Raw genomic sequence first — 20384 nt, 5'->3', positions numbered from 1 at the left:
CGGCTTGAGGGAACGTCGGGGGTGGAGCGGCTGTGGTGCCGTCGGTTCGGCCGGTGGTGCTTGGCATTGCGCTGGTGTGCGCGGGGCCCCTGCGGTAGCTGGGGGAGTGCCTGTGACGCAGGCGTCCGGGCGCGCAAGTTCTTGCGGGGACAGTCGGCACACCGGGGTTTCAGGAGGTGCGCCGGCCGCCCGGACACCTCCAACGTATGACACCCGGTGCCAGCAGACAAGACACTGAGTGCCAAGAATTTCTCTCAGATGTCATGTGTTGGGCACGCATGAGCAAAGAACGGGCTGCTGCGGAGATGCTTCGCCCCGCTATGTGAGGGTTTGCGCGCGGACGGTGCGCGGGGGTCCCTTACGCCAATCGGGTGACGCCGTGGGAGGGGGCGCGCGGGTGGCGGACGGTCTTCGCCGGCCGCGCCGCGGGAGTGGGAGGGGCGGGCGCGCGGCGCCCGGGGCCGGGTGCGGCAAGTCGTCCGTGGGCGGCGGCGCCGGGGCCGGCGCCCGTGTGGCGCGGTCGGCGGCGTCCCGTAGGGGGATCGCGGCGAGGCGCGGAGGGAGCGGGGCGGAGGGGCGCGGCAACTGCCCGCGGGGCCCGGTGACTTCGGTGGACGGCGGCGCCCCGCTCGCGTCCGTCACCCGTTTCCTGGACGGTGGGAGCGGGGCGTTCCGTCAGGTGCCGCGCGGGCCGCGGCCCGACCGGCGGCGGGCGGCTGCGGTCAGCGGTTTTCCTTGAGCGCCTTGCGGATGGTGCGCATCACCTCGTCGAGCGGGGCGTTGGTGCGGGCGACCGTCACCAGCACCTCGCCCTCCCGGGAGACCGTCGCCGGGGGCGTCTCGGTGGAGGCCGTCCGGCCCGCGCCGATCCCCGCGCCGAAGGTCTCGCGGACGATCTCGAAGGCGTGGTCGAGCTGGGTCTCGACGTCGCCCTCCGCGCCGGCCCGCAGCCAGCGGCGCAGCACGTGGTTGTGCGCGGTGACCACCGCGGACGCGGCGACCTCGGCGAGCAGCGGGTCGTCGTCGCCCTCGCGGTGCGCGCCCTCGTCGAAGTGGCCCAGGAGGTACCGGGTGAACAGCCGCTCGTAGCGGGCCACCGAGGCGATCTCGGCCTCCCGGAGGGTGGGTACCTCGCGGGTGAGGCGGTAACGGGCCACCGACACCGCCGGCGCGGACGCGTACATCCGCATGACTTCCTTGATGCCGCGGCAGACCGTGTCGAGCGGGTTCTCGTGCGGCGGTGCGGCGTCCAGGACGGCCTCGGCGCGCACCAGCGTGTCGTCGTGGTCGGGGAAGATCGCCTCTTCCTTGGAACGGAAGTGGCGGAAGAAGGTGCGCCGGGCGACGCCCGCGGCGGCCGCGATCTCGTCGACCGTGGTCGCCTCGTAGCCCTTCGTCGCGAACAGCTCCATGGCGGCGGCCGAGAGTTCCCGGCGCATTTTGAGGCGTTGGGCGGCCGCCCGGCGGGTGCCGGGAGTGGGGGTGTCGGAGACGTCGGAGGACTGCGGGCGAGCGGGCTGGGACATGTGGGGAAGGTACTGCATATTCCCGCGGCCTGCGGCATGAGGTACCGCTCGGGCCCCCGTGACCTGGGGCGGGCTGCCGGAACCGCCGTTCGACGGCTCCAGCAGCCCGCCCCACCCGCCCTGGGCCCGAGGGTGCCGCCGCGGGTCAGCGCCGGGCGTACTCACGGAAGCCGCGACCGGTCTTCCGGCCGAGGCAGCCCGCCGCGACGAGGTGTTCCAGCAGCGGCGCCGGGGCCAGCCCGGGGTCGCGGAACGCGGCGTGCAGCACCTTCTCGATGGCGAGCGAGACGTCCAGCCCGACCACGTCCAAGAGCTCGAACGGGCCCATCGGGTAGCCGCCGCCCAGCTTCATCGCGGCGTCGATGTCGTCCAACGAGGCGTAGTGCTCCTGGACCATCTTGACCGCGTTGTTCAGGTACGGGAACAGCAGCGCGTTGACGATGAAACCGGCCCGGTCGCCGCAGTCCACCGGGTGCTTGCGGACCTCGGCGCAGACCGCGCGGACGGTGGCGTGCACCTCGTCGTCGGTCAGGACGGTGCGGACCACCTCGACCAGCTTCATGGCCGGCGCCGGGTTGAAGAAGTGCATCCCGACGACGTCCTGCGGGCGCGAGGTGGCCCGGGCGCAGGCGACGACCGGCAGCGAGGAGGTGGTGGTGGCCAGCACGGCGCCCGGCTTGCAGACCGCGTCCAGCGTCCGGAACAACTGCTCCTTGACGGCCAGGTCCTCGGCCACCGCCTCCACCGCCAGGTCGACGTCGGCGAAGGCGTCCAGCGAACCGGCCGGGGTGATCGCCGCCAGCGCCGCGTCGCGCGCCTCGGCGGTCAGCCGGCCCTTGGCCACGGAGCGGCCCAGCGACGTGGCGACCCGGTCCTTGGCCCGTTCTGCCTTCTCCAGGCCGCGGGCGGCGAGCACCACCGTGAAGCCCGCCTTGGCGAAGACCTCGGCGATGCCGCTGGCCATCGTCCCGGAACCCGCCACGCCCACGCTGCGGACCGGGCAGCCGGCCGGCCGCCCGGTGCCGTCGCCGGAAGCCGGGGTCTGGCCGTCCGGCACGACGGTCGCGGAACCGGGCGCCTCGTAGGTGTAGAAGCCGCGGCCCGCCTTGCGGCCGGTCAGTCCGGCGTCCGCGAGCTGACCGAGGATCGGTGCGGGCGCGTGCAGCCGGTCGCGGGACTCGGCGTACATGGCCTCCAGGACCGTCCGGGCGGTGTCCACGCCGATCAGGTCGAGCAGCGCCAACGGGCCCATCGGCAGCCCGCAGCCGAGCCGCATCGCCGCGTCGATGTCGTCCCGCGTCGCGTACCTCGACTCGTACATCGCGGCGGCCTGGTTGAGGTACCCGAAGAGCAGGCCGTCGGCGACGAACCCGGGGCGGTCGCCCACCGCGATCGGGTCCTTGCCCAACTCCCGGGCGAGGTCGGTGACGGCGGCGACCGCGGTCGGCGCGGTCAGCACCGAGGAGACCACCTCGACCAGCCTCATGGCCGGCGCCGGGTTGAAGAAGTGGACGCCGAGCACCCGCTCGGGGCGCTGCGAATCGGCCGCGAGCCGGGTCACCGACAGCGCGTTGGTGCCGGTGGCGAGGATGGTGTCCGGGCGGACGACGCCGTCCAGGGCGGCGAAGACCTCCCGCTTGAGGTCGTAGTCCTCCGGCACCACCTCGATGACGAGGTCGGCGTCGCGCGCGGCCTGGAGATCACCGAACGTGCGGAACCGGGACAGCACGCCCTGCCGCTCCTGTTCGGTGAGCCGGTCACGTGCCACGGCGCGGGCGGTGGAGGCTTCGAGCGCGGCACGGGCCCGCTGCACCGCCGCCTCGTCGATGTCGATGCCGATGACCTCGCGGCCGGCCCGGGCCAGCACGTCGGCGATGCCGGTGCCCATGGTGCCCAGACCGACGACGGCGATGGTGGCGAGCGCCGCGGCGGGCGCGGCAGGTGCGGCAGAGGGGACAGTGGAGAGATCAGGGGTGGACTGACGGCCCATCGCGAGACTCCTGAAGGTGTTCCCCCAAAAGCGGGGGACGTGACGACTGAGGGGTGGGCGCACGGGCAGGGCTGCGGCATCGGGCGACCGACCGGCGGGAAGGGCCGCGGGAAGCCACGGCACTGCGAGCAGCGCCTGGGGTGGAGGAGCGCGGCGGCCCTGTCCCGAGGCCGTACCGCTTCCCCCGTGAGGGGCGTGCTGTGAGGGTGTGCACGGCGCGGGGCTGTGGTGCCCGCGCACGCGTGGTGCTGTGTGGTGTGCCGAACCGACGTCACACTCCGGCGGCTGCGTCACCAGGCCGCCCGAGCAGGGGTGCTGCTCGTTCCAGCAGGTTAACCGGTGGGTAACCGGAGCGCCAGGGGTAATGCGGGTCATTAGGTCGTGGTGCCGGCCACGCCCTGCGAACCAGGGCTGCCGGCAGGGAGGGGAGCAGTAAATGGAAGACGAATTCCACGAGTTGACGGACCGGGTGCGGGCCGAACTCCGCTCTCCGCAGGATCTGGTCGCCTACGAACGGCTGCTGGGCCTGGCCCGCAAGAACACCCCGGCGGGCCGTGAGGAACTCGCCCGGATGCTGACCGCGGTGGAACGCCCGTTGTGGGCCCGGGAGATCGCCGCCTTCATCCTCGGCTGCGCCGGCGACAAACGCGCCTTCGAGACCCTGGTCCTGCTGCTGAACTACCGCGAACCGGTCCGCTGCGCCACGGCCGCGCACGCCCTGGGCAAGCTCGGCGACCCGCGCACCGCCCGCGCCGCCGCCGCCCTCGCCACCAATCCGCTGCGCACCGCCTACGCGCTGCACCCCGTCCGGCTGCTCGCCGAACTCCGCGCCCCGCAGTCCGTCCCGGCCCTGATCGTCACCCTGGAACGGCTCCTGACCCCGCACAATCCCTACTGGCGGGTCGCGCTGGCCTGCGTCGAGGGACTGGGGGCGCTCGGCGACAAACGGGCGGTGCCGGCGCTGCGGGCGGCCGCCGGCCACTCCCGGCTCGCCGCGGCCGCCTCGGCGTCACTGGCCCGCCTCGGCGTCCACGAGGACCCGCCCGGCGTGGGCGCCGGCCCGCCGGCCTGAAGACCCCGCGCTGCCCCCGGCCTACGGGAGCGGCCGCCGGTAGCGCAGCTCGGGGACGCGCCGCCCGCCCACGTCGGACGCCTCCTCGGCCCCGTCCGGTGCGAATCCGGCCCGCTCGTAGAAGCGTTGGGCACGGGCGTTGCCGCGGACCACCCACAGGTACAGCGCGCCGTACCCGCGAGAGCACGCCCGGAGCGTGCCGGCGTCCAACAGGGCCCGGCCGACACCCGTCCCGAGGAGCTCGGGCGCCACGTACAGGGCCAGCAGCTCGGCCGCAGGGCGCCGACCGGCCGGCAACTCCCTGTCGGCCGGCGCGAGAGCGCCCGCCGAGGGACTCCCGGCGCCCCGGGCGAGGTCGGCGTCCCGGGCGGGCCCGGCGGCCAACCAGCCGACGACCCGACCGGCCCGCTCCGCCACCAGCTCCCACACCTCGGGACGGCGGCGCGCGAACCACTCCCGTCGCTGCCCGGCGTCCTGCGCCACATCCATCGCGTCCAGGTACGCCTGCGGCATCAGTCCCGGGTACGCCGCCTGCCAACCGCGCACCCGCACCGCCGAGACCGCGTCGATGTCGGCCTCCGTCATCTCGCGTACGCACACTTCCGACAGCGGCTGTTCCGGCCTCCTCTCACCAGCCCCATCCGTCCCCCGTACCTCGACCCGTGCCATGTCCGCCTCCTGGGTCCGGTTCTTTTCATCGAGCGTCGAATCCACCGTGGACACCGGGCAACCGGATTTCGCACCGGACGGCGGCCCTCCGGACAGGTGCAGTTGACCTTGCCCCTGGGGGCAGGGTCGAAGACTCCCGACATGGCACACGCACCTCTTGAGACCACACCGGCCCCCCACGCCCCGCGCACCACACCGGAGCCGTCCGACGGCCCGCGCCGGGTCGTCGTCATCACCGGCGCCGGCACCGGCATCGGCCGGGCCACGGCCCGCAGGTTCGCGGCGGAGGGGGCGCACGTGGTGGCCGTCGGCCGCCGCCCCGAGCCGCTCGCCGAGACCGCCGCCGCGGCGGCCCACGCCGACGGCGCGATCGTCCCGTACCCCGCCGACATCACCGCCGACGGCGCGCCCGAGGCACTCGTCCGGCACGTCGTCGACACCCACGGCCGGTTGGACGTCGTGGTCAACAACGCCGCGGTGGTCGGCCACGGCGCGCTCGGCAGCCACACCAAGGAGTCCATGGCGCCCCAACTGGCCACCAACCTCATCGCGCCGGTCCTGCTCACCCAGGAGGCCGTGCCCCACCTGGAGCGCACCGGCGGGGTGGTGGTCAACCTCAGCACCTCCGTCGGCCAACGGGGCTGGCCGGGCAACTCCGTCTACGCCGCCACCAAGACCGCCCTGGAACTGCTCACCCGCAGCTGGGCGGTGGAGCTGGCACCGCGCGGCGTCCGGGTCGTGGCCGTGGCCCCCGGCGCGATCGACACCCCGATCGCGGACCACCAGGGCTGGTCCCCGGAGCACCGGGCGGCCCTGCGCGCCTGGCAGATCGAGCACACCCCGATGGGCCGCATCGGCCGCGCGGAGGAAGTGGCCTGGGCGGTCACCGCGCTGGCCGCCCCGCACGCGGCCTTCGTCACGGGGGTGGTCCTCCCGGTGGACGGCGGCGCCGTGGTCGGCTGACCGGCGTCGGTAGCGTACGTGCGGTCCGGCCGCACGGCCGGTTCACGGCGCCGGACCGGCCCGTACGAGGGGAGGCGATCCGTGCGGATCGGAGAACTGGCGGACCTGACCGGGGTCTCGCCGCGGGCGCTGCGCAAGTACGAGGACGAGGGCCTGCTCTCCTCACAGCGGGCGGCCAACGGCTACCGGGACTACGACGCGCGCGCCGCCGTCCGGGTCCGCAACATCCGGCACCTGCTGGACGCCGGCCTCACCCTCGCCGACGTCGCCTGCTTCCGGGCGTGCCTGGACGGCGACCTGACCACCGCGCCGCCCTCGCCGGAGGGCCTGCGCATCGCCCGCGAGCGGCTCGCCGTCATCGACCGGCGGATCGCCGCCCAGACGGCCGCCCGCGACCGCCTGGCGCACGCCCTGGACGCCGCCGCACCCGCGACGGCCGCCCGGCCCTGAGGCCGCACGACGGGCCGTCCGACGCCCCGCCGCACCCTCACAGCAGCGTCAACTGCGTGGCCCCCGGACGCGGTTCGGGCGGCGTGGCGGGCTCCGGCGGCATCCGGCGTGCCCGGTCCCCCCGGAACGGCCCGAGGCCGTGCTCGGCTGCCAGCTCGTGGACCTGCCGGGTGATCCGGCGCTGGTACCAGGTCGGCGCGTAGGAGCCGCCGGCGTAGAGCGCTTCGTAGCGCCGCACCAGGTGCGGGTGGTGGCGGCCCAGCCAGGCCAGGTACCACTCGCGGGCGCCGGGCCGCAGGTGGAGCGCCAGCGGCGTGACGGAGTCGGCGCCGGCCTCGGCGACGGCCCGGACCGTGGCCCGCAGCTGCTCCGGCGTGTCGGACAGGAACGGCAGCACCGGGGCCATCAGCACCCCGCAGGGGATGCCGTGGGCGGTGAGCGTGCGCACCACGTCGAGCCGCCGCCCGGGCGCGGGCGTGCCGGGCTCGACGGTCCGCCACAGCGCCTCGTCCAGGAATCCGACGGAGACCGAGACGCCGACGTCGGTGACCTCGGCGGCCTGCCGCAGCAGGGCGAGGTCGCGCAGGACCAGGGTGCCCTTGGTGAGGATCGAGAACGGGTTGGCGTGGTCCCGCAGGGCCGCGAGGATGCCGGGCATCAGCCCGTACCGTCCCTCCGCCCGCTGATAACAGTCGACGTTGGTGCCCATCGCGATGTGCTCGCCGTGCCATCGGGGCGCCGCCAGCTCCCGGCGCAGCAGCTCCGGCGCGTTGACCTTGACCACGATCTGCGAGTCGAAGCCGAGGCCGGTGTCCAGGTCGAGGTAGCCGTGGGTCTTGCGGGCGAAGCAGTAGACACAGGCGTGGCTGCAACCGCGGTAGGGGTTCACGGTCCATTCGAACGGCATCCGGGAGGCGCCCGGCACGCGGTTGACGATCGAGCGGGCGCGCACCTCGTGGAAGGTGATGCCGCGGAATTCGGGGGTGTCCACCGTTCGGGTGACGACATCCGTTCCGAACAGCGCGGACGGGCTTTCTCCCAGATTGTCCCAGCGCATCGGGCCTCCTGTTGCGATCCTGCCGAGCCCCCATCTCGACAATAGAACATCTGTTCGCTTCGAGGTTGTCAACCCGGATTTGGGTGCGCTGCCCAGTGGTGGTTGGCTTGGCGGCGCACCGCAGGTTGGCGGCGCACTCAGGTCCGGCAGCCGACTACTGGAGGAAGGCACACATGGGGCAGGTAGAGGCCACCACGCAGCGGGAGATCGCGGCGGACCCGGAGGACGTGTTCGACGCGCTCGCCGACTACAGCGGCACGCGCCGGCAGCTGCTGCCCGAGCACTTCAGCGAGTACGAGGTCCGCGAGGGCGGCGACGGCAAGGGCACCCTCGTCCACTGGAAGCTCCAGGCCACCAGCAAGCGGGTGCGCGACTGCCTGCTGGAGGTCGACGAGCCGACCGACGGCCAGCTGGTGGAGAAGGACCGCAACTCCTCCATGGTGACCACCTGGGTCGTCACCCCGGCCGGGGAGAACCGCGCCAAGGTCGTCGTCACCACCACCTGGCAGGGCGCCGGCGGCATCGGCGGCTTCTTCGAGCGGACCTTCGCCCCCAAGGGGCTCGGCCGCATCTACGACGCGATGCTGGCCAACCTCGCCGCCCACATGGAGAAGTGAGGGGGCGTCGCCCCCTGGCCCGTTCGGGGCGCCGGCAGACTCACCGGTTCGAGTGGTTTCCCCCGCGCGACGCCGTCCGGCCTCCCGGACGGCCCGCCGGTGGAAGCTCCTCATCGGAGACCAAGAGGCGCCCCGCGCACGGCACTTGACGCCCGTCGCCCACCCGCCCCGTACCGCGTCTCCTGGCTTGATCGCCGTTGCCGCCCGGGGCGAACGCGACCTCCGCGCAGGACGCAAGGACTGACGCGCCGTCACGCTCCGCGTCCGGCGGGGCGACGGGCGGGGCGCGCGGTCACCGTGCCCGGCGCGCCCCGCACCGCTTCCGGTTACTGCCCCTCGGTGTCCTCCCCCTGCTGCTGGCGGGCGGCGAGGATCGCGGCCACCGCCTCGCCGATGAACGCCTCCGCGGCGGCCTTCTCGACGCCGAGGTCGGTGAGCGGGCCGGAGCCGTTCTCCTGCTCCAACAGGGCCAGCAGGAGGTGTTCGGTGCCGATGTAGTTGTGGCCCAGTCGCAGGGCCTCGCGGTAGGTGAGTTCCAGCGCCTTGCGGCACTGGACGTCGAACGGGGTGAGGGCGGGCAGCGTCTCGGCCGCCGGCGGCAGCGTCGCGGTCACGGCCTCGCGCAGCGCCTCCGGCGTCACGCCCTGGTCCGCCAGCGCCCGGACGGCGAGCGCCTGCGGTTCGCGCAGCAGGCCGAGGACGAGGTGCTCGGGGCGGATCTCGTCGTTCCGGGCGGCGTGGGCCTCGTTCTGCGCGCCGATCACCACGTTCCGGGCCCGTTCGGTGAAGCGGCTGAAGCCCTGTGAGGGGTCGAGGTCCGAGCCCGCGCCCGAAGCCTTGGGCACGAAGCGCTTCTGCGCGGCCTGCTTGGTGACCCCCATGCTCTTGCCGATGTCGGTCCAGGACGCGCCCGAGCGCCGGGCCTGGTCCACGAAGTGCCCGATGAGGTGGTCGGCCACCTCGCCGAGGTGGTCCGCGGCGATCACGGCGTCGGAGAGCTGCTCCAGCACGTCCGAGTGGGTCTTCTTGATGACCTCGATCAGATCGTCGAGGCGGACGGGATGCGTCATGCGGGCGGGATCTGTCATGCGTCAACCATAGGTTGACGATCAGGGGTCGTCAACCCGAAGTTGACGGTGAAGGTGTCGTGGGATCCCCGTTCGGCCACGGGGCCGTCCGCTCAGGCGCCGGACGCCTCCGTGGGGGTGGTGCCGGCGGCGGCCCCTTGATGGTCGGCGGTGCCTGCCAGGTCCCGGTGGATGACCTTGGCGGCCGCCTCCACGGTGGCCACCCCGTAGTCCATGGTGTCGCTGCCGGTGGAGAGCAGGGCCATCGCGTAGTCGTTGCCGCTGCCGCGGAACACCCCGACGCTGTGCACCCGCCAGCCCTGGTGGGCGCGCGACAGCCAGCCGTTCTTGAGGTGCGCGGTCGCCGACGCCGGCGCGCCCGCGGGTGCGCCCCAGCGCTGTTCGGGGACGACCTTCTGCATCAGGTCGAGTGCGTAGTCCCGGGACGCCGCACTCAGCACCGCGTTGTCCGTCGACAGCAGCCGCAGCAGGGTGAGTTGGTCGGCGGCGGTGATCTGGGTGAGGCCCCAGGCGCCGCCGGGGCCGGGCACGGTGTGCCGCATGTCGGCCAGGTCCAGGAAGTGCTGGACCGCGGGCCGCCCGACCTGGTGCCACAGCGCGTCGGTCGAGGCGTTGTCCGACTTCGTGATCATGGCGGTGGTCAACGCGACCTCGTGCGCCGTCAACGTCCGGTGCGCCTCCTCCGCCTGCCGCAGCAGCGTCCCGAGGACGGTGACCTTGACGACGCTCGCGGAGTCGAACGACGTGCCCGCCTGGAACTCGCAGCTGGTCCCGGAGGGCCGGTCGTAGAGGGCGACCGCCGAGGTGCCCCGGCGGCCCTGGAGGGCGTCGGCGATGTCATGGGACAAGGCGGGGGCCAGGCCCGGCCGGTCGGAGGTGCAGACGACCCGGGCGTCCCCCACGGTGTCGCTGCCGGTGCTCGCCGAGGCGGGGCTCGCCGTGCTCCATGCCGTGAGGGCGGCGCCGGCGGCCGTGAGGGCGGCCAGTGCGCGGCGCGTGCGGCGTGCGCTGCGTGATGCGTGCATAGGCGTGGTGTCCTGTCCCACTGTGCGCGCCGCCCGCCTGGCGTCCCCTAGGGAGCCCACCCGGTATCCCACCGGCTACGGCGATCAAGCGGCGACCGTGCCCTGGTAGCGGGCACCCCGCAAGAATGCGGGCCGATCGACCGATGGGAAAAGCCCGTACGGGTGTGATATGCGCCAAACGGGCATTAGTGTGATCGCGGTCGGTGGGGCGGAGGGGCGCTCGGCCCGTGGCCCCGCCCCGGTGTCCTCGTAGGCGCCCTCGTCGGCTCGGGCGGACCGCTGCGACATCCGCAGGGGTGACCGCCCTCCCGGTGCCCCCGCACGCCGCCGCGCACGCAGTTTCGCGCAGGCACCGACGCGCCACCGGGACGCCGCCGCTCGACGCCACTGCCCCGATGCCGCCCCGATGCCGCGACGCGCTGCTGCCTGCCTACGGCAGCAACGGCTGGACCGGGTCCATCCACCAGGCGGCGGTGGCCCCCGGCAGCGTCCCGGCCGGACAGTCGCCGCTGGCCAGCAGGGGCGCACCCGTCACCGGCGCAGGCACCGGCCCGGTGCCGAAGTTCACCGCGCAGACCAGACCGTCGCCGCGGACGAACGCCAGCACCTGCGGCGGCGATTCCAGCCAGCGCAACGTGCCGTCCCCCAACTGCGGAAGGCCCCGGCGCAACTGGAGCGCCTCGCGGTACAGGTGCCAGAAGGACCCCGTGTCGGCCACCGCCCGCTCCGCGGTGTGCGCCGCGAACGACGCCGGCTGCGGCAGCCAGGTCGCCGCCGCCCCGGGCGCGCTGAACCCGTACGGGGCGGCCTCGCCCGACCAGGGCAGCGGCACCCGGCAGCCGTCGCGGATGTGCTGCCGGCTGCCGGTGCGGTGGAAGATCGGGTCGGTGAGCACGTCGTCCGGCAGGTCGTCGACCTCGGGCAGGCCCAGCTCCTCGCCCTGGTAGACGTACGCGGCGCCGGGCAGGGCCAGCATCAGCAGCGCCGCGGCGCGCGCCCGGGCCGGGCCCAGCGCGCCCGCCGGGGTGTCCGCTGCGCCGGCGTAGCGGGTGACGGTGCGCACCTGGTCGTGGTTGTTGAGCACCCAGGTGACGGTGGAACCGGTGTCGGCGATGTCGGTCAGCGCCTCGGAGATCACCTTGCGGAAGAGGTCGACGTCCCAGCGCGCGGTCAACAGGTGGAAGAAGAACGCCTGGTGGAGCTCGTCGGGCCGCACGTAGGCGGCCTGCTCGCCCGGGGTGCGCACCGAGACCTCGCCCACGAGCAGCCGGTCGTGGCCGTCCCGGGCGGTGTACTCCTCGCACAGCGCCCGCCACTCGCGCCACACCTGGTGCACCTCGGGTTGGTTCCAGGCCAGCGGGTTGACCGAGTCACGGGTGCGTTCGTCGGCCTCCGGGTCGGGGGAGTCGGGGAGTTCGGGATGCTTGAAGAGCCCCGCGGCCACGTCGATGCGGAAGCCGTCCACGCCACGGTCCAACCAGAAGCGCAGCACCTTGTCGAAGTCGGCCGCCACGTCGGGGTTGCGCCAGTTGAGGTCGGGCTGCTCGGGCGTGAACATGTGCAGGTACCACTGCCCCGGGGTGCCGTCCTCCTCGGTGATGCGGGACCAGGCGGGGCCGCCGAACATCGCCCGCCAGTTGTTGGGCGGCAGCTCACCGTGCTCCCCGCGCCCGTCCGCGAAGTGGAAGAGCGCCCGCGACGGCCCGCTCGGCCCCTCCTCCAACGCCGCCCGGAACCAGGGGTGTTCGCTGGAGCAGTGGTTCGGGACGATGTCCAGCAGCACCTTCAGGCCGAGGCGATGGGCGTCGGCCATCAGCCGGTCGAACTCGTTGAGGTCGCCGTAGGCGGGGTCGACGTCGCGGTAGTCCGCCACGTCGTAGCCGTGGTCGTGCTGCGGCGACGGGAAGAACGGGCTGAGCCACACCCCGTCCACGCCGAGCTTCTTGAGGTACGGCAACCCCTCCCGGACGCCCGCCAGGTCTCCGGTACCGTCTCCGGTGGTGTCGCGGAAGCTACGGACGTAGACCTGGTAGATGACCGCATCGCGCCACCAGCGCTGGGCCGTGTCCTGGGCGGGGGTCGGAAGGCCGCGATCTGCGGTGGCTGTGAACATCTGCCGGATCCACTTCTTACAGAGCAAGTCGGCGTGGCGGCTTGCGAGTTGCTGTTATGCATGCATGTTAGGTAGCCCCATCTTTTCGGTGTCAACTGAATGTCGAAAGTCGAACGGTACGTGCCCGGATTTGTGGGGTATGGCGTCTCGATCCCGTCTGGAATGACATCCGTCGGATGCCTGCGTGATCCTCAACTCCCTTGCCCCGTAGGCGAGTAGGGAGTAGCTACGTGAGTGCGGACCGTAGGGGCTCACCTCACGGAACGTGGTTCGGTCGCCACCCGGCGTCGGCCCCGATACCTCCTTCCGGTATACCTGTTAGCCGCTGCGGAGGGGGCTGCGTGCCCTCCGTAGGAACGGCCTTCGCGCGAGGACTTGGGGACAGGACTTCCGGAGGAAGGCCGTCGGGGCGGGACGGTCGCCGGCCGGGCCCGCTCCGGACCGGACGGTCGCCTCGGCAACGGCTCTCACGGCAACGGGAGTTGCGGTGAACGCGGATGCGGAGAACGGGGCGCGGCGCGCCGAGCGGCGGACGCCGCACCCCGCGCAACGGGGACCGAGCAACGGAAGACGACTACGACTACGGGCAACGGGCGTCGAGGGCTCAAGGAGACGGAGAGCGTGCGACTGCCACTCCTGGCACTGCTGGTCAACGGACCCGCGCACGGATACGAACTCAAACAGGCCCTGGAGGCGCTCCTGGGTGCGGCGTACCCCCGGCCGAACGTCGGCCAGATCTACGTGACCCTGGGCCGGTTGGAGAAGGCGGGCCTCATCGAGGGCGAGGACGTCGAACAGCAGGACCGGCCCAACAAGCGGACCTACCGGATCACCGCGGCCGGCCGCGAGGCGGTGGAGGCGTGGTTCGAGGACGCCACCGTCGAACCACGGGTCCGCGACGAGTTCTTCATGAAGCTGGTCCTGGCCGCCCGCGCCGGGGCCACCAACCAGGTCGCCCTGATCGACCGGCAGCGTCGGCACTACCTCAAGAGCATGCGCGAACTGTCCCGCCTGGCCGCCTCCGAAGACCACGACAACCGGGTCGCGCACCTGCTGATAGAGGGCGCGTTGCTGCACCTCCGGGCCGACCTCGAATGGTTGGAGCGCTGCCAGGAGGACCTGGGGTGAGGGGACGGGCGGCTTAGGTTGGTGCTGGTGCTGGTGCTGGTGCTGGTGCTGGTGCTGGTGCTGGTGCTGGTGCTGGTGCTGGTGCTGGGCGGGTGTGCTGCGCGGCCGGTTCCTCGGTGGTGGCGCGCTTGTTGGCGTGGGCCGCTATCGGGATTTTTCCCCGCCGCCCACCCCCCTTCGGGGGGTGGGCGGGTGTGGGCGGGCGGGTGGGCGGGCCGTTGCCCGGGCGCAGGCGAACGCGCACGGCCAACCGCCAAGTCCCGCCGCCCGGATGATCTTCAGTGGTCTGGACCTCCGGAGTTATCCACAGCCCTGGTCGGCGTGTTCCGGTCCGCGTAACGTGATCAGTCAAGGGTCGGGCACATGCCCTCTCACCTGCGATGGGACTGATAGACGTGAAGATCCTGATCTCCGCGGACATGGAGGGAGCCACGGGCGTGACGTGGCCCGCGGACGTGCTGCCGGGTACGCCGCAGTGGGAGCGCTGCCGCCACATGTTCACCTCTGACGTGAACGCGGCCGTCGCCGGCTTCTTCGACGGCGGGGCGGACGAGGTGCTCGTCAACGAGGCCCACTGGACGATGCGCAACCTGCTGCTGGAGCAGCTCGACGAGCGCGCCGAAATGCTGACGGGCCGCCACAAGGCCCTGAGCATGGTGGAGGGCGTACAGCGGGGAGACGTCGACGGCATCGCCTTCGTCGGCTACCACACCGGTGCCGGCACGGAAGGCGTGCTGGCGCACACCTATCTCGCCAACACCCTCACCGGAGTCTGGGTCAACGGGACGCGCGCCAGCGAGGGGCATCTCAACGCCCTCGTCGTGGCGGAGTACGGGGTGCCCGTGGTGCTGGTGACGGGCGACGACCGGACGTGCGTCGACGCCGAGGGGTACGCCCCGCAGGCGCCTGGCGTGGCGGTCAAGGACTACGTCTCGCGCTACGCGGCGGTGTGCCGTCCGCCGGCCCGCACGGCGGCCGACATCCGGGCCGCGGCCTGCAAGGGCGCGGCGCTCGCGGTGCGTCATGACCCGGTCCGCGGCGGCCCGTTCCGGTTCGAGCTGGAGTTCGACGCCGAGCATCTGGTGGGTGCGGCGACATGCGTGCCCGGCGTGGAGCGCTGCGGCGAGCGCCGAGTGACGTATACCAGTCAGGAAATGTACGAAGCCATCCGGTGTTTCAAGGCGGTCACCACGGTCGTCTCGTCCGCCGTGGAGGAACAATATGGCTGAGATCGAGTTGGCACAGGACACGACCGGACGGGAAGCCGAGACGGTCGATCAACAGGCGCTCGACGAGGTGGTGCGGTTCACCTCGGACCTGATCCGCATCGACACCAGCAATACCGGAGACGGCACCTGTCGGGAGCGCCCGGCCGCGGAGTACGTCGCCGAGCGGCTCACCGAGGTGGGCATCGAGCCGGTCCTGCTGGAGCGCAGCCCGGGACGCACCAACGTCGTCGCCCGCATCGAGGGCAGCGACCCGTCCGCCGACGCGCTCCTGGTGCACGGACACCTCGACGTGGTTCCGGCCGAGCCCGCCGACTGGCAGGTCCACCCCTTCTCCGGGGAGGTCCGCGACGGTGTGGTCTGGGGCCGCGGCGCCATCGACATGAAGAACATGGACGCGATGATGCTTGCCGCCGTCCGGCAATGGGCCCGCGGCGGCGTGCGACCCCGGCGGGACATCGTGCTGGCCTTCACCGCAGACGAGGAGGCCAGTGCCGAGGACGGCTCGGGATTCCTCGCCGACCACCACGCCGACCTCTTCGAGGGCTGCACCGAAGGCATCAGCGAATCGGGCGCCTTCACGTTCCACGCCGGCGGCGGCATGCGGATCTACCCGATCGCGGCGGGCGAGCGGGGCACCGCCTGGCTGAAGCTGACGGCACGGGGCCGGGCCGGCCACGGCTCGAAGGTCAACCGCGACAACGCGGTCAGCCGGCTGGCCGACGCGGTGTCCCGGATCGGTGCGCATGCGTGGCCGGTGCGGCTCACCCCCACCGTCCGGGCGGCGCTGCGCGAGCTCGCCGCGCTGCACGGCTTCGACGTCGCCCCCGAGCGCCCCGACTTCGACGTCGACGCCGTCATGGAGAAGCTCGGTCCGGCCGCCAAGCTGGTCGAGCCGACGGTCCGCAACAGCGCCAACCCGACGATGCTCACGGCCGGCTACAAGGTCAACGTGATCCCGGGCTCCGCCACGGCCTACGTGGACGGCAGGGTCGTCCCCGGAGGCGAGGCGGAGTTCCGCACGACGATGGACGCGCTCACCGGGCCCGATGTCAGCTGGGACTATCACCACGGTGAGGCGGCGCTCCAGGCCCCGGTCGACACCCCGTCGTTCGCCGCGATGCGGGCCGCCATCGAGCGGTTCGACCCGGACGGGCACGTCGTGCCGTACTGCATGTCCGGGGGCACGGACGCCAAGCAGTTCTCCCGGCTCGGGATCGTCGGATACGGCTTCTCGCCGCTGAGGCTGCCGGAGGGGTTCGACTACCAGGCGCTCTTCCACGGCGTCGACGAGCGGGTGCCCGTGGAGGGCCTGCACTTCGGCGTCCGGGTCCTGGACCACTTCCTGCGGGGTGTGCCGGGGAGTCGCCGGCCGACCGGCTGAGGGCGCGGTGCTCCGAGCCGGCCGACGACGCACCGGCCGGCTCGGTCGCCGGACCGACCGCCGAGGAGGAGCCGACGGGGTGGCACGGCTACGCACCGCCGGCGAGTGAGGTCGGTGGCGGAGGCGCCCGGCTCGTCGAGGTACGGGGGGAGGCGCGCGGCCAGCACCGGGGGAGTGGGCCGCCGGCCCCCGGAAGGTCGGCGGGGAGGCACCCGCACCCCCCGGCCTACCGTGTCGTTGCGTCAGGACGAGGCCCCTGGTCGGCGTCGCGCATCGGCCCGCCGCCCCGACTGCGCTCGCGCTCACCGCACCCCCGCAAAGGGCGTGCCATCGCCCCATTTCCCCGCCGAATGCGATGAACTGACGTCCTATCACCGACGCACGTCACGAGCGTTGACATGTCCGTTACTCGTGTCACAACATGAGCGCGCCGTTACCGGCTGGTTGGTACGACGTGTCCTTCTGGAGGTCTGCGTGCCCAGCGTGTCCCGAGCCGCGTCCCGCCCCGTGCTCCGCATGTCCCTCGCCCTGCTGACCGGTACCGCCCTCACCGCCCCCCTCGTCCTGAGCGCCCCCGCCGCCGCGGCGGGGGACGCCGCAGCGCCGTACACGGTCACCGCCCTGAAGGTCACCGTGCGGGCGGGCGACCGGCTGTGCGCGGTGGACGCGGACCTCTACCGCCCGTCGGGTGTCAACGCCGCGCACCCGGCGCCGGCCGTGCTGACCACCAACGGCTTCGGCGGCAGCAAGGCGGACGGCTCGACCAACGCCACCGCCCGGGCGTTCGCCGACCGCGGCTACGTCGCGCTCGCCTACTCCGGCCTCGGATTCGGCAAGACCGGCTGCCCGATCTCCCTCGACGACCCCGAGATCGACGGCAGGGCCGCGAGCCAGCTGATCGACCTGCTGGCCGGTACGCGTACCGCCGACGACGGCACCCGCGTCGACTTCGTCACCCAGGACCGCCCCGGCGACCCCCGGGTCGGCATGATCGGCGGATCGTACGGCGGGGCGATCCAGATGGCCACCGCCGCGGTCGACCACCGCGTCGACGCACTGGTCCCGCTGATCACCTGGAACGACCTGTCCTACTCCCTCGACCCGAACAACGCCGGGCGCACGGACGGCGTCAGCGGCCCGGTCCCCGGTGCGTACAAGTACCAGTGGACGAACGGGTTCTTCCTCATCGGGGAGGCGCAGGGGCTGCTCCACCCGGGGCTGGACTCGTCGCGGGCCGGCGGCGCCTGGTGCCTGCACTTCGTCGCGCCGGCCTGCCGCACCAAGCGGCTGCTCGACTCCCGCGCCTACCCGGCCGACGAGACCCGGACGATGCTCGACTACGCCCGCAGCGTCTCCCCGGTCTCCTACCTGAAGTCCGTCAAGGCGCCCACCCTGCTCGTCCAGGGCCAGGCCGACACCCTCTTCAACCTCAACGAGGCCGCGGCCACGTACCGGACGCTCGCCGGCCAGGGCACGCCCGTCAAGATGATCTGGCAGTCCTGGGGTCACAGCGGCGGGATGAAGGACCCGGCGCCGGGCGAACTCGACCTGGGCAAGGGGAACCTGGACACCAGCTACGTGGGTGGGCGGATCCTCGCCTGGTTCGACCGCTACCTGCGGCACCGGACGGCGACGAGCACCGGACCGGCCTTCGCGTACTACCGGGACTGGGTGAGCAGCGGCCCCACCTACGCCTCCTCGCCCGCCTTCCCGGCGGGTGACGACCGCCGGCTGTACCTCTCCGGGGACGGCAAGCTCGTCGACGACCGATCCAAGGTGGCCCGTGGCAGTCGCGACTACCGCAACCTACGGGTTCCCACCAGTCACTCGGAGAACTCCCTGTCCGGCATGCTCGGGCTTCCCGACCCGCAGCCCTACGACATCAAGGGCACCTACCTGGACTGGATCTCGGAGCCGGTGACGGGCGGGCCGTTGGACGTGGTGGGTGCGCCGAAGGTGACGCTGAAGGTCGTCTCGCCGGAGGCCGAGCGGGTGCAGAACTCCTCTGACGCGGCGGACAAGTTGGTGCTCTTCGCCAAGCTCTACGACGTCGCGCCGGACGGCCACAAGGCGCTGGTGCACCGGTTGGTGGCCCCGGCCCGGGTGCCGGACGTGACCCGGACGTTCACCGTGGAACTCCCGGGCATCGTGCACCGCTACCAGCCGGGGCACCGGTTGCGGCTGGTGATCGCCGCGAGTGACTCGGCCTATGTGGGCAATCGCGGCGTGAAGCGGGTGACGGTCACCAGCGCGCCGGGGGATGCCGGCGTCCTCGAACTGCCCGTCACCCAGGGGGTCGTGCCGTAACGGGCGGCTGGCTGCCGTGGACGGGTGCCGGCGGCGCCACGGGGGGGCGTGCCGTGGCACCCGATGCCGGTGGTCGGCCGGACGGGCGGTGGGCGTCCGCGCCGGCGAGCGCTCGGGGGCGGTCGCCGGCGCGGGGCGTGGCCCGTCGGTGTCAGTCCTCCGTGATCTCGATGGCCTGTACGGGGCAGGCGCGGGCGGCTTCGCGCACCAGTGGGTCGCCCCCGCCGTCCTCCCGGCCCGGCAGCAGGGCGCTGAACCCGTCGTCGTCCTGGGTGAAGACCGACGGGGCGGTCAGCGCGCACTGGCCGGAACCGATGCAGACGCCGGTGTCGATGGTGATCCGCATCTTCGGACCTCTTTCCTTGGCGTGCCGCGTGCGGTGGGCCGAACGGCGCTACCAGGTCAGCGGCAGTTCGATCATTCCTTGCAGAGTGTCCCCCGGCTTGAAGGGAATCTCGGCAGCCGGCACGGCGAGTCGGAGTGCGGGGACCCGCCGGAACAGCGAGCGTAGCGCGATCTCCAGCTCGGCGCGGGCCAGATTCTGGCCCAGGCACTGGTGGATGCCGAAGCCGAACGCGACGTGGTGGCGGGCGGATCGGTCGACCTGGAGTTCGTCCGGTGCCGGGTAGGCCGTCGCGTCGCGGTTGATCAGGGAGGTGGAGAACACCACGCCGTCGCCGGCGCGGATGGTCTGCCCGGCGATCTCGATGTCGTCGGTGGCGACCCGCAGCATGCCGTCGGCTATGGACAGGAACCGCAGCAACTCCTCGACCGCGCCCGGCATCAGGCTCTCGTCGGACCTCAACTGGGCCAGCTGGTCGGGGTGTTCGAGGAGGGCGAAGGTGCCGAGCGAGATCATGTTGGCGGTGGTTTCGTGCCCGGCGACCAGTAGGACCATGGTCAGCCGCACCAGCTCCTGGCGCTGGAGCGTGCCGGCCCGGAGCCGTTCGGTGATCAGCTCGTCCAGCAGCCCGTCACCGGGGGCCGTCTCCTTGTGGGCCATCAGGTCCGAGAGGTATCCCTCCAGTTCGCGTCGGGCCTGCTCGATCTCCTCGGCCGTGCCTCCGCGCAGGAGGCGGCGCGACTGCTCCTCGAAGAAGTCGTGGTCCGCGTACGGGACGCCGAGCAGTGCGCAGATCACCATGGAGGGGACCGGGAGCGCGAACGCGGAGACCAACTCGGCGGGTGGGCCCTGCTCCAGCATCCGGTCCAGGAGGCCGTCCACGATCTGTTGGATCTGCGGTCGGAGCGTGGCGGTCCGTTTGACGCTGAAGCTGGGGATCAACATGCGGCGCTGGGTGTTGTGTTCGGGGTCGTCCATGCCGATCAGGGGGGTCCGCACCCGCCGGACCGCCTCGAACCGCTCGATCGGGATGGGGAAGGCCGGATTCTGCCGGTCGGACGACAGACGGGGGTCGACCAGCAGCGTCCGTGCCTCGGCGTGCCCGGTCACCGCCCAGACCGTGCGGCCGTCGTAGAAGCTGACGTGCGAGAGCGGACCGGATGCGCGCAGCGGCCGGTAGTTCGTCGGCGGGTGGTAGGGACAACTGCGGTCCTGGGGGAAGGAGATGGTTCCGGTCACGGTTCCTCCCGTACGGGTGTGGTGAGGTGCTCGCCCCGGGGACACCGCCGACTTCTACTGGTCGGCGTGCCTGTTGCAGGACGAGTCGTACGCGCCGCGCTGCTCTCCGTGGGGGCGGGCTGCCGGTCACCCCTGCGCGCCGGCCGTCCGGTACAGGGGGTGGCGGTCCCGTTGCGGGTGTCCGGTC

At 72.7% G+C, this 20384-nt stretch carries 17 protein-coding genes; 8 read left to right on the top strand and 9 right to left on the bottom strand.

Translation table 11 applies throughout. The features are described 5' to 3' along the window. Positions 1-722: 722 nt before the first annotated feature. Together ABD385_RS03650 and ABD385_RS03645 are read right to left on the bottom strand one after the other, a co-directional pair. Positions 723-1526 (bottom strand): TetR family transcriptional regulator, encoded by an 804-nt coding sequence (locus tag ABD385_RS03650; protein WP_344573403.1) that lies wholly within the window; start codon positions 1524-1526, stop codon positions 723-725. A 145-nt stretch (positions 1527-1671) separates the two neighbouring features. Next, on the bottom strand, positions 1672-3516 hold the full coding sequence (locus tag ABD385_RS03645; RefSeq protein WP_344573402.1) for a 3-hydroxyacyl-CoA dehydrogenase family protein: 1845 nt from the start codon (positions 3514-3516) through the stop codon (positions 1672-1674). Between the two features lie 436 nt (positions 3517-3952). On the opposite strand from ABD385_RS03645, the gene ABD385_RS03640 reads away from it, so the two are divergent. Continuing rightward, positions 3953-4588 carry a HEAT repeat domain-containing protein gene (locus tag ABD385_RS03640; protein ID WP_344573401.1) on the top strand — a complete coding sequence of 212 codons (636 nt, stop codon included), beginning with the start codon at positions 3953-3955 and terminating at the stop codon, positions 4586-4588. 21 nt (positions 4589-4609) lie between these two features. Here the strand turns inward: ABD385_RS03640 and ABD385_RS03635 are convergent, their stop codons facing one another. Then, entirely contained in the window at positions 4610-5173 is a 564-nt protein-coding gene (locus ABD385_RS03635; protein WP_344573400.1) for a GNAT family N-acetyltransferase, read from the bottom strand. Positions 5174-5398: 225 nt separating this feature from the next. Here ABD385_RS03635 and ABD385_RS03630 point away from each other — a divergent pair, with 225 nt between their 5' ends. Both ABD385_RS03630 and ABD385_RS03625 read left to right on the top strand, forming a co-directional pair. Further along, positions 5399-6220 carry an SDR family NAD(P)-dependent oxidoreductase gene (locus ABD385_RS03630; RefSeq protein WP_344573399.1) on the top strand — a complete coding sequence of 274 codons (822 nt, stop codon included), beginning with the start codon at positions 5399-5401 and terminating at the stop codon, positions 6218-6220. Positions 6221-6301: 81 nt separating this feature from the next. Continuing rightward, complete coding sequence (locus ABD385_RS03625) at positions 6302-6670, top strand: MerR family transcriptional regulator (protein WP_344573398.1); 369 nt, start codon at positions 6302-6304, stop codon at positions 6668-6670. A 37-nt stretch (positions 6671-6707) separates the two neighbouring features. On the opposite strand, the gene ABD385_RS03620 is transcribed toward ABD385_RS03625, so the two are convergent. Next, positions 6708-7727 (bottom strand): Rv2578c family radical SAM protein, encoded by a 1020-nt coding sequence (locus ABD385_RS03620; protein ID WP_344573397.1) that lies wholly within the window; start codon positions 7725-7727, stop codon positions 6708-6710. A gap of 173 nt (positions 7728-7900) precedes the next feature. On the opposite strand from ABD385_RS03620, the gene ABD385_RS03615 reads away from it, so the two are divergent. Next, positions 7901-8344: an SRPBCC family protein gene (locus tag ABD385_RS03615; protein WP_344573396.1), complete on the top strand. Its 444-nt coding sequence runs from the start codon at positions 7901-7903 to the stop codon at positions 8342-8344. 326 nt (positions 8345-8670) lie between these two features. Here the strand turns inward: ABD385_RS03615 and ABD385_RS03610 are convergent, their stop codons facing one another. The 3 genes from ABD385_RS03610 to ABD385_RS03600 all read right to left on the bottom strand — a co-directional run bounded on the left by ABD385_RS03610 (position 8671) and on the right by ABD385_RS03600 (position 12570). Further along, a complete protein-coding gene (locus ABD385_RS03610) occupies positions 8671-9432 on the bottom strand; it encodes a Clp protease N-terminal domain-containing protein (RefSeq protein WP_344573395.1) in 762 nt (253 codons plus the stop codon). A 92-nt stretch (positions 9433-9524) separates the two neighbouring features. Next, positions 9525-10457, bottom strand: a complete 933-nt coding sequence (locus ABD385_RS03605; protein ID WP_344573394.1) for a serine hydrolase — start codon at positions 10455-10457, stop codon at positions 9525-9527. A 430-nt stretch (positions 10458-10887) separates the two neighbouring features. After that, positions 10888-12570: a glycoside hydrolase family 13 protein gene (locus ABD385_RS03600; RefSeq protein ID WP_344573393.1), complete on the bottom strand. Its 1683-nt coding sequence runs from the start codon at positions 12568-12570 to the stop codon at positions 10888-10890. 621 nt (positions 12571-13191) lie between these two features. On the opposite strand from ABD385_RS03600, the gene ABD385_RS03595 reads away from it, so the two are divergent. The 4 genes from ABD385_RS03595 (at position 13192) to ABD385_RS03580 (ending at position 18615) form a co-directional block, all read left to right on the top strand. After that, complete coding sequence (locus ABD385_RS03595) at positions 13192-13698, top strand: PadR family transcriptional regulator (RefSeq protein ID WP_344573392.1); 507 nt, start codon at positions 13192-13194, stop codon at positions 13696-13698. Positions 13699-14093: 395 nt separating this feature from the next. Beyond that, the gene (locus ABD385_RS03590) at positions 14094-14927 is read left to right on the top strand and encodes a M55 family metallopeptidase (protein WP_344573513.1); all 834 of its coding nucleotides are present in this window, start codon (positions 14094-14096) and stop codon (positions 14925-14927) included. After that, a complete protein-coding gene (locus tag ABD385_RS03585) occupies positions 14920-16308 on the top strand; it encodes a M20/M25/M40 family metallo-hydrolase (protein ID WP_344573391.1) in 1389 nt (462 codons plus the stop codon). The genes ABD385_RS03590 and ABD385_RS03585 overlap by 8 nt, the downstream gene beginning before the upstream one ends. A gap of 516 nt (positions 16309-16824) precedes the next feature. Then, a complete protein-coding gene (locus ABD385_RS03580) occupies positions 16825-18615 on the top strand; it encodes a CocE/NonD family hydrolase (RefSeq protein ID WP_344573512.1) in 1791 nt (596 codons plus the stop codon). A gap of 151 nt (positions 18616-18766) precedes the next feature. On the opposite strand, the gene ABD385_RS03575 is transcribed toward ABD385_RS03580, so the two are convergent. Both ABD385_RS03575 and ABD385_RS03570 read right to left on the bottom strand, forming a co-directional pair. Beyond that, positions 18767-18961, bottom strand: coding sequence for a ferredoxin (locus ABD385_RS03575; protein ID WP_344573390.1), 195 nt, complete (start codon positions 18959-18961; stop codon positions 18767-18769). A gap of 48 nt (positions 18962-19009) precedes the next feature. Beyond that, complete coding sequence (locus ABD385_RS03570) at positions 19010-20197, bottom strand: cytochrome P450 (RefSeq protein ID WP_344573387.1); 1188 nt, start codon at positions 20195-20197, stop codon at positions 19010-19012. Positions 20198-20384 lie beyond the last annotated feature (187 nt).

It is taken from the genome of Streptomyces lunalinharesii, assembly GCF_039532155.1.
GTDB classification, from domain to species: Bacteria; Actinomycetota; Actinomycetes; order Streptomycetales; family Streptomycetaceae; genus Streptomyces; species Streptomyces lunalinharesii.
The sequence above is the reverse complement of the archived record's forward strand: the minus strand, read 5'-3'. Positions and strand labels throughout refer to the sequence as shown.

What these genes read in the sequence shown, in the direction of transcription:
- ABD385_RS03650 (WP_344573403.1), bottom strand. Translation starts at nt 1,526, where the DNA reads ATGTCCCAGCCCGCTCGCCCGCAGTCCTCCGACGTCTCCGACACCCCC.
- ABD385_RS03645 (WP_344573402.1), bottom strand. Translation starts at nt 3,516, where the DNA reads ATGGGCCGTCAGTCCACCCCTGATCTCTCCACTGTCCCCTCTGCCGCA.
- ABD385_RS03640 (WP_344573401.1), top strand. Translation starts at nt 3,953, where the DNA reads ATGGAAGACGAATTCCACGAGTTGACGGACCGGGTGCGGGCCGAACTC.
- ABD385_RS03635 (WP_344573400.1), bottom strand. Translation starts at nt 5,173, where the DNA reads ATGACGGAGGCCGACATCGACGCGGTCTCGGCGGTGCGGGTGCGCGGT.
- ABD385_RS03630 (WP_344573399.1), top strand. Translation starts at nt 5,399, where the DNA reads ATGGCACACGCACCTCTTGAGACCACACCGGCCCCCCACGCCCCGCGC.
- ABD385_RS03620 (WP_344573397.1), bottom strand. Translation starts at nt 7,727, where the DNA reads ATGCGCTGGGACAATCTGGGAGAAAGCCCGTCCGCGCTGTTCGGAACG.
- ABD385_RS03615 (WP_344573396.1), top strand. Translation starts at nt 7,901, where the DNA reads ATGGGGCAGGTAGAGGCCACCACGCAGCGGGAGATCGCGGCGGACCCG.
- ABD385_RS03610 (WP_344573395.1), bottom strand. Translation starts at nt 9,432, where the DNA reads ATGACAGATCCCGCCCGCATGACGCATCCCGTCCGCCTCGACGATCTG.
- ABD385_RS03605 (WP_344573394.1), bottom strand. Translation starts at nt 10,457, where the DNA reads ATGCACGCATCACGCAGCGCACGCCGCACGCGCCGCGCACTGGCCGCC.
- ABD385_RS03600 (WP_344573393.1), bottom strand. Translation starts at nt 12,570, where the DNA reads ATGTTCACAGCCACCGCAGATCGCGGCCTTCCGACCCCCGCCCAGGAC.
- ABD385_RS03585 (WP_344573391.1), top strand. Translation starts at nt 14,920, where the DNA reads ATGGCTGAGATCGAGTTGGCACAGGACACGACCGGACGGGAAGCCGAG.
- ABD385_RS03580 (WP_344573512.1), top strand. Translation starts at nt 16,825, where the DNA reads ATGTCCCTCGCCCTGCTGACCGGTACCGCCCTCACCGCCCCCCTCGTC.
- ABD385_RS03575 (WP_344573390.1), bottom strand. Translation starts at nt 18,961, where the DNA reads ATGCGGATCACCATCGACACCGGCGTCTGCATCGGTTCCGGCCAGTGC.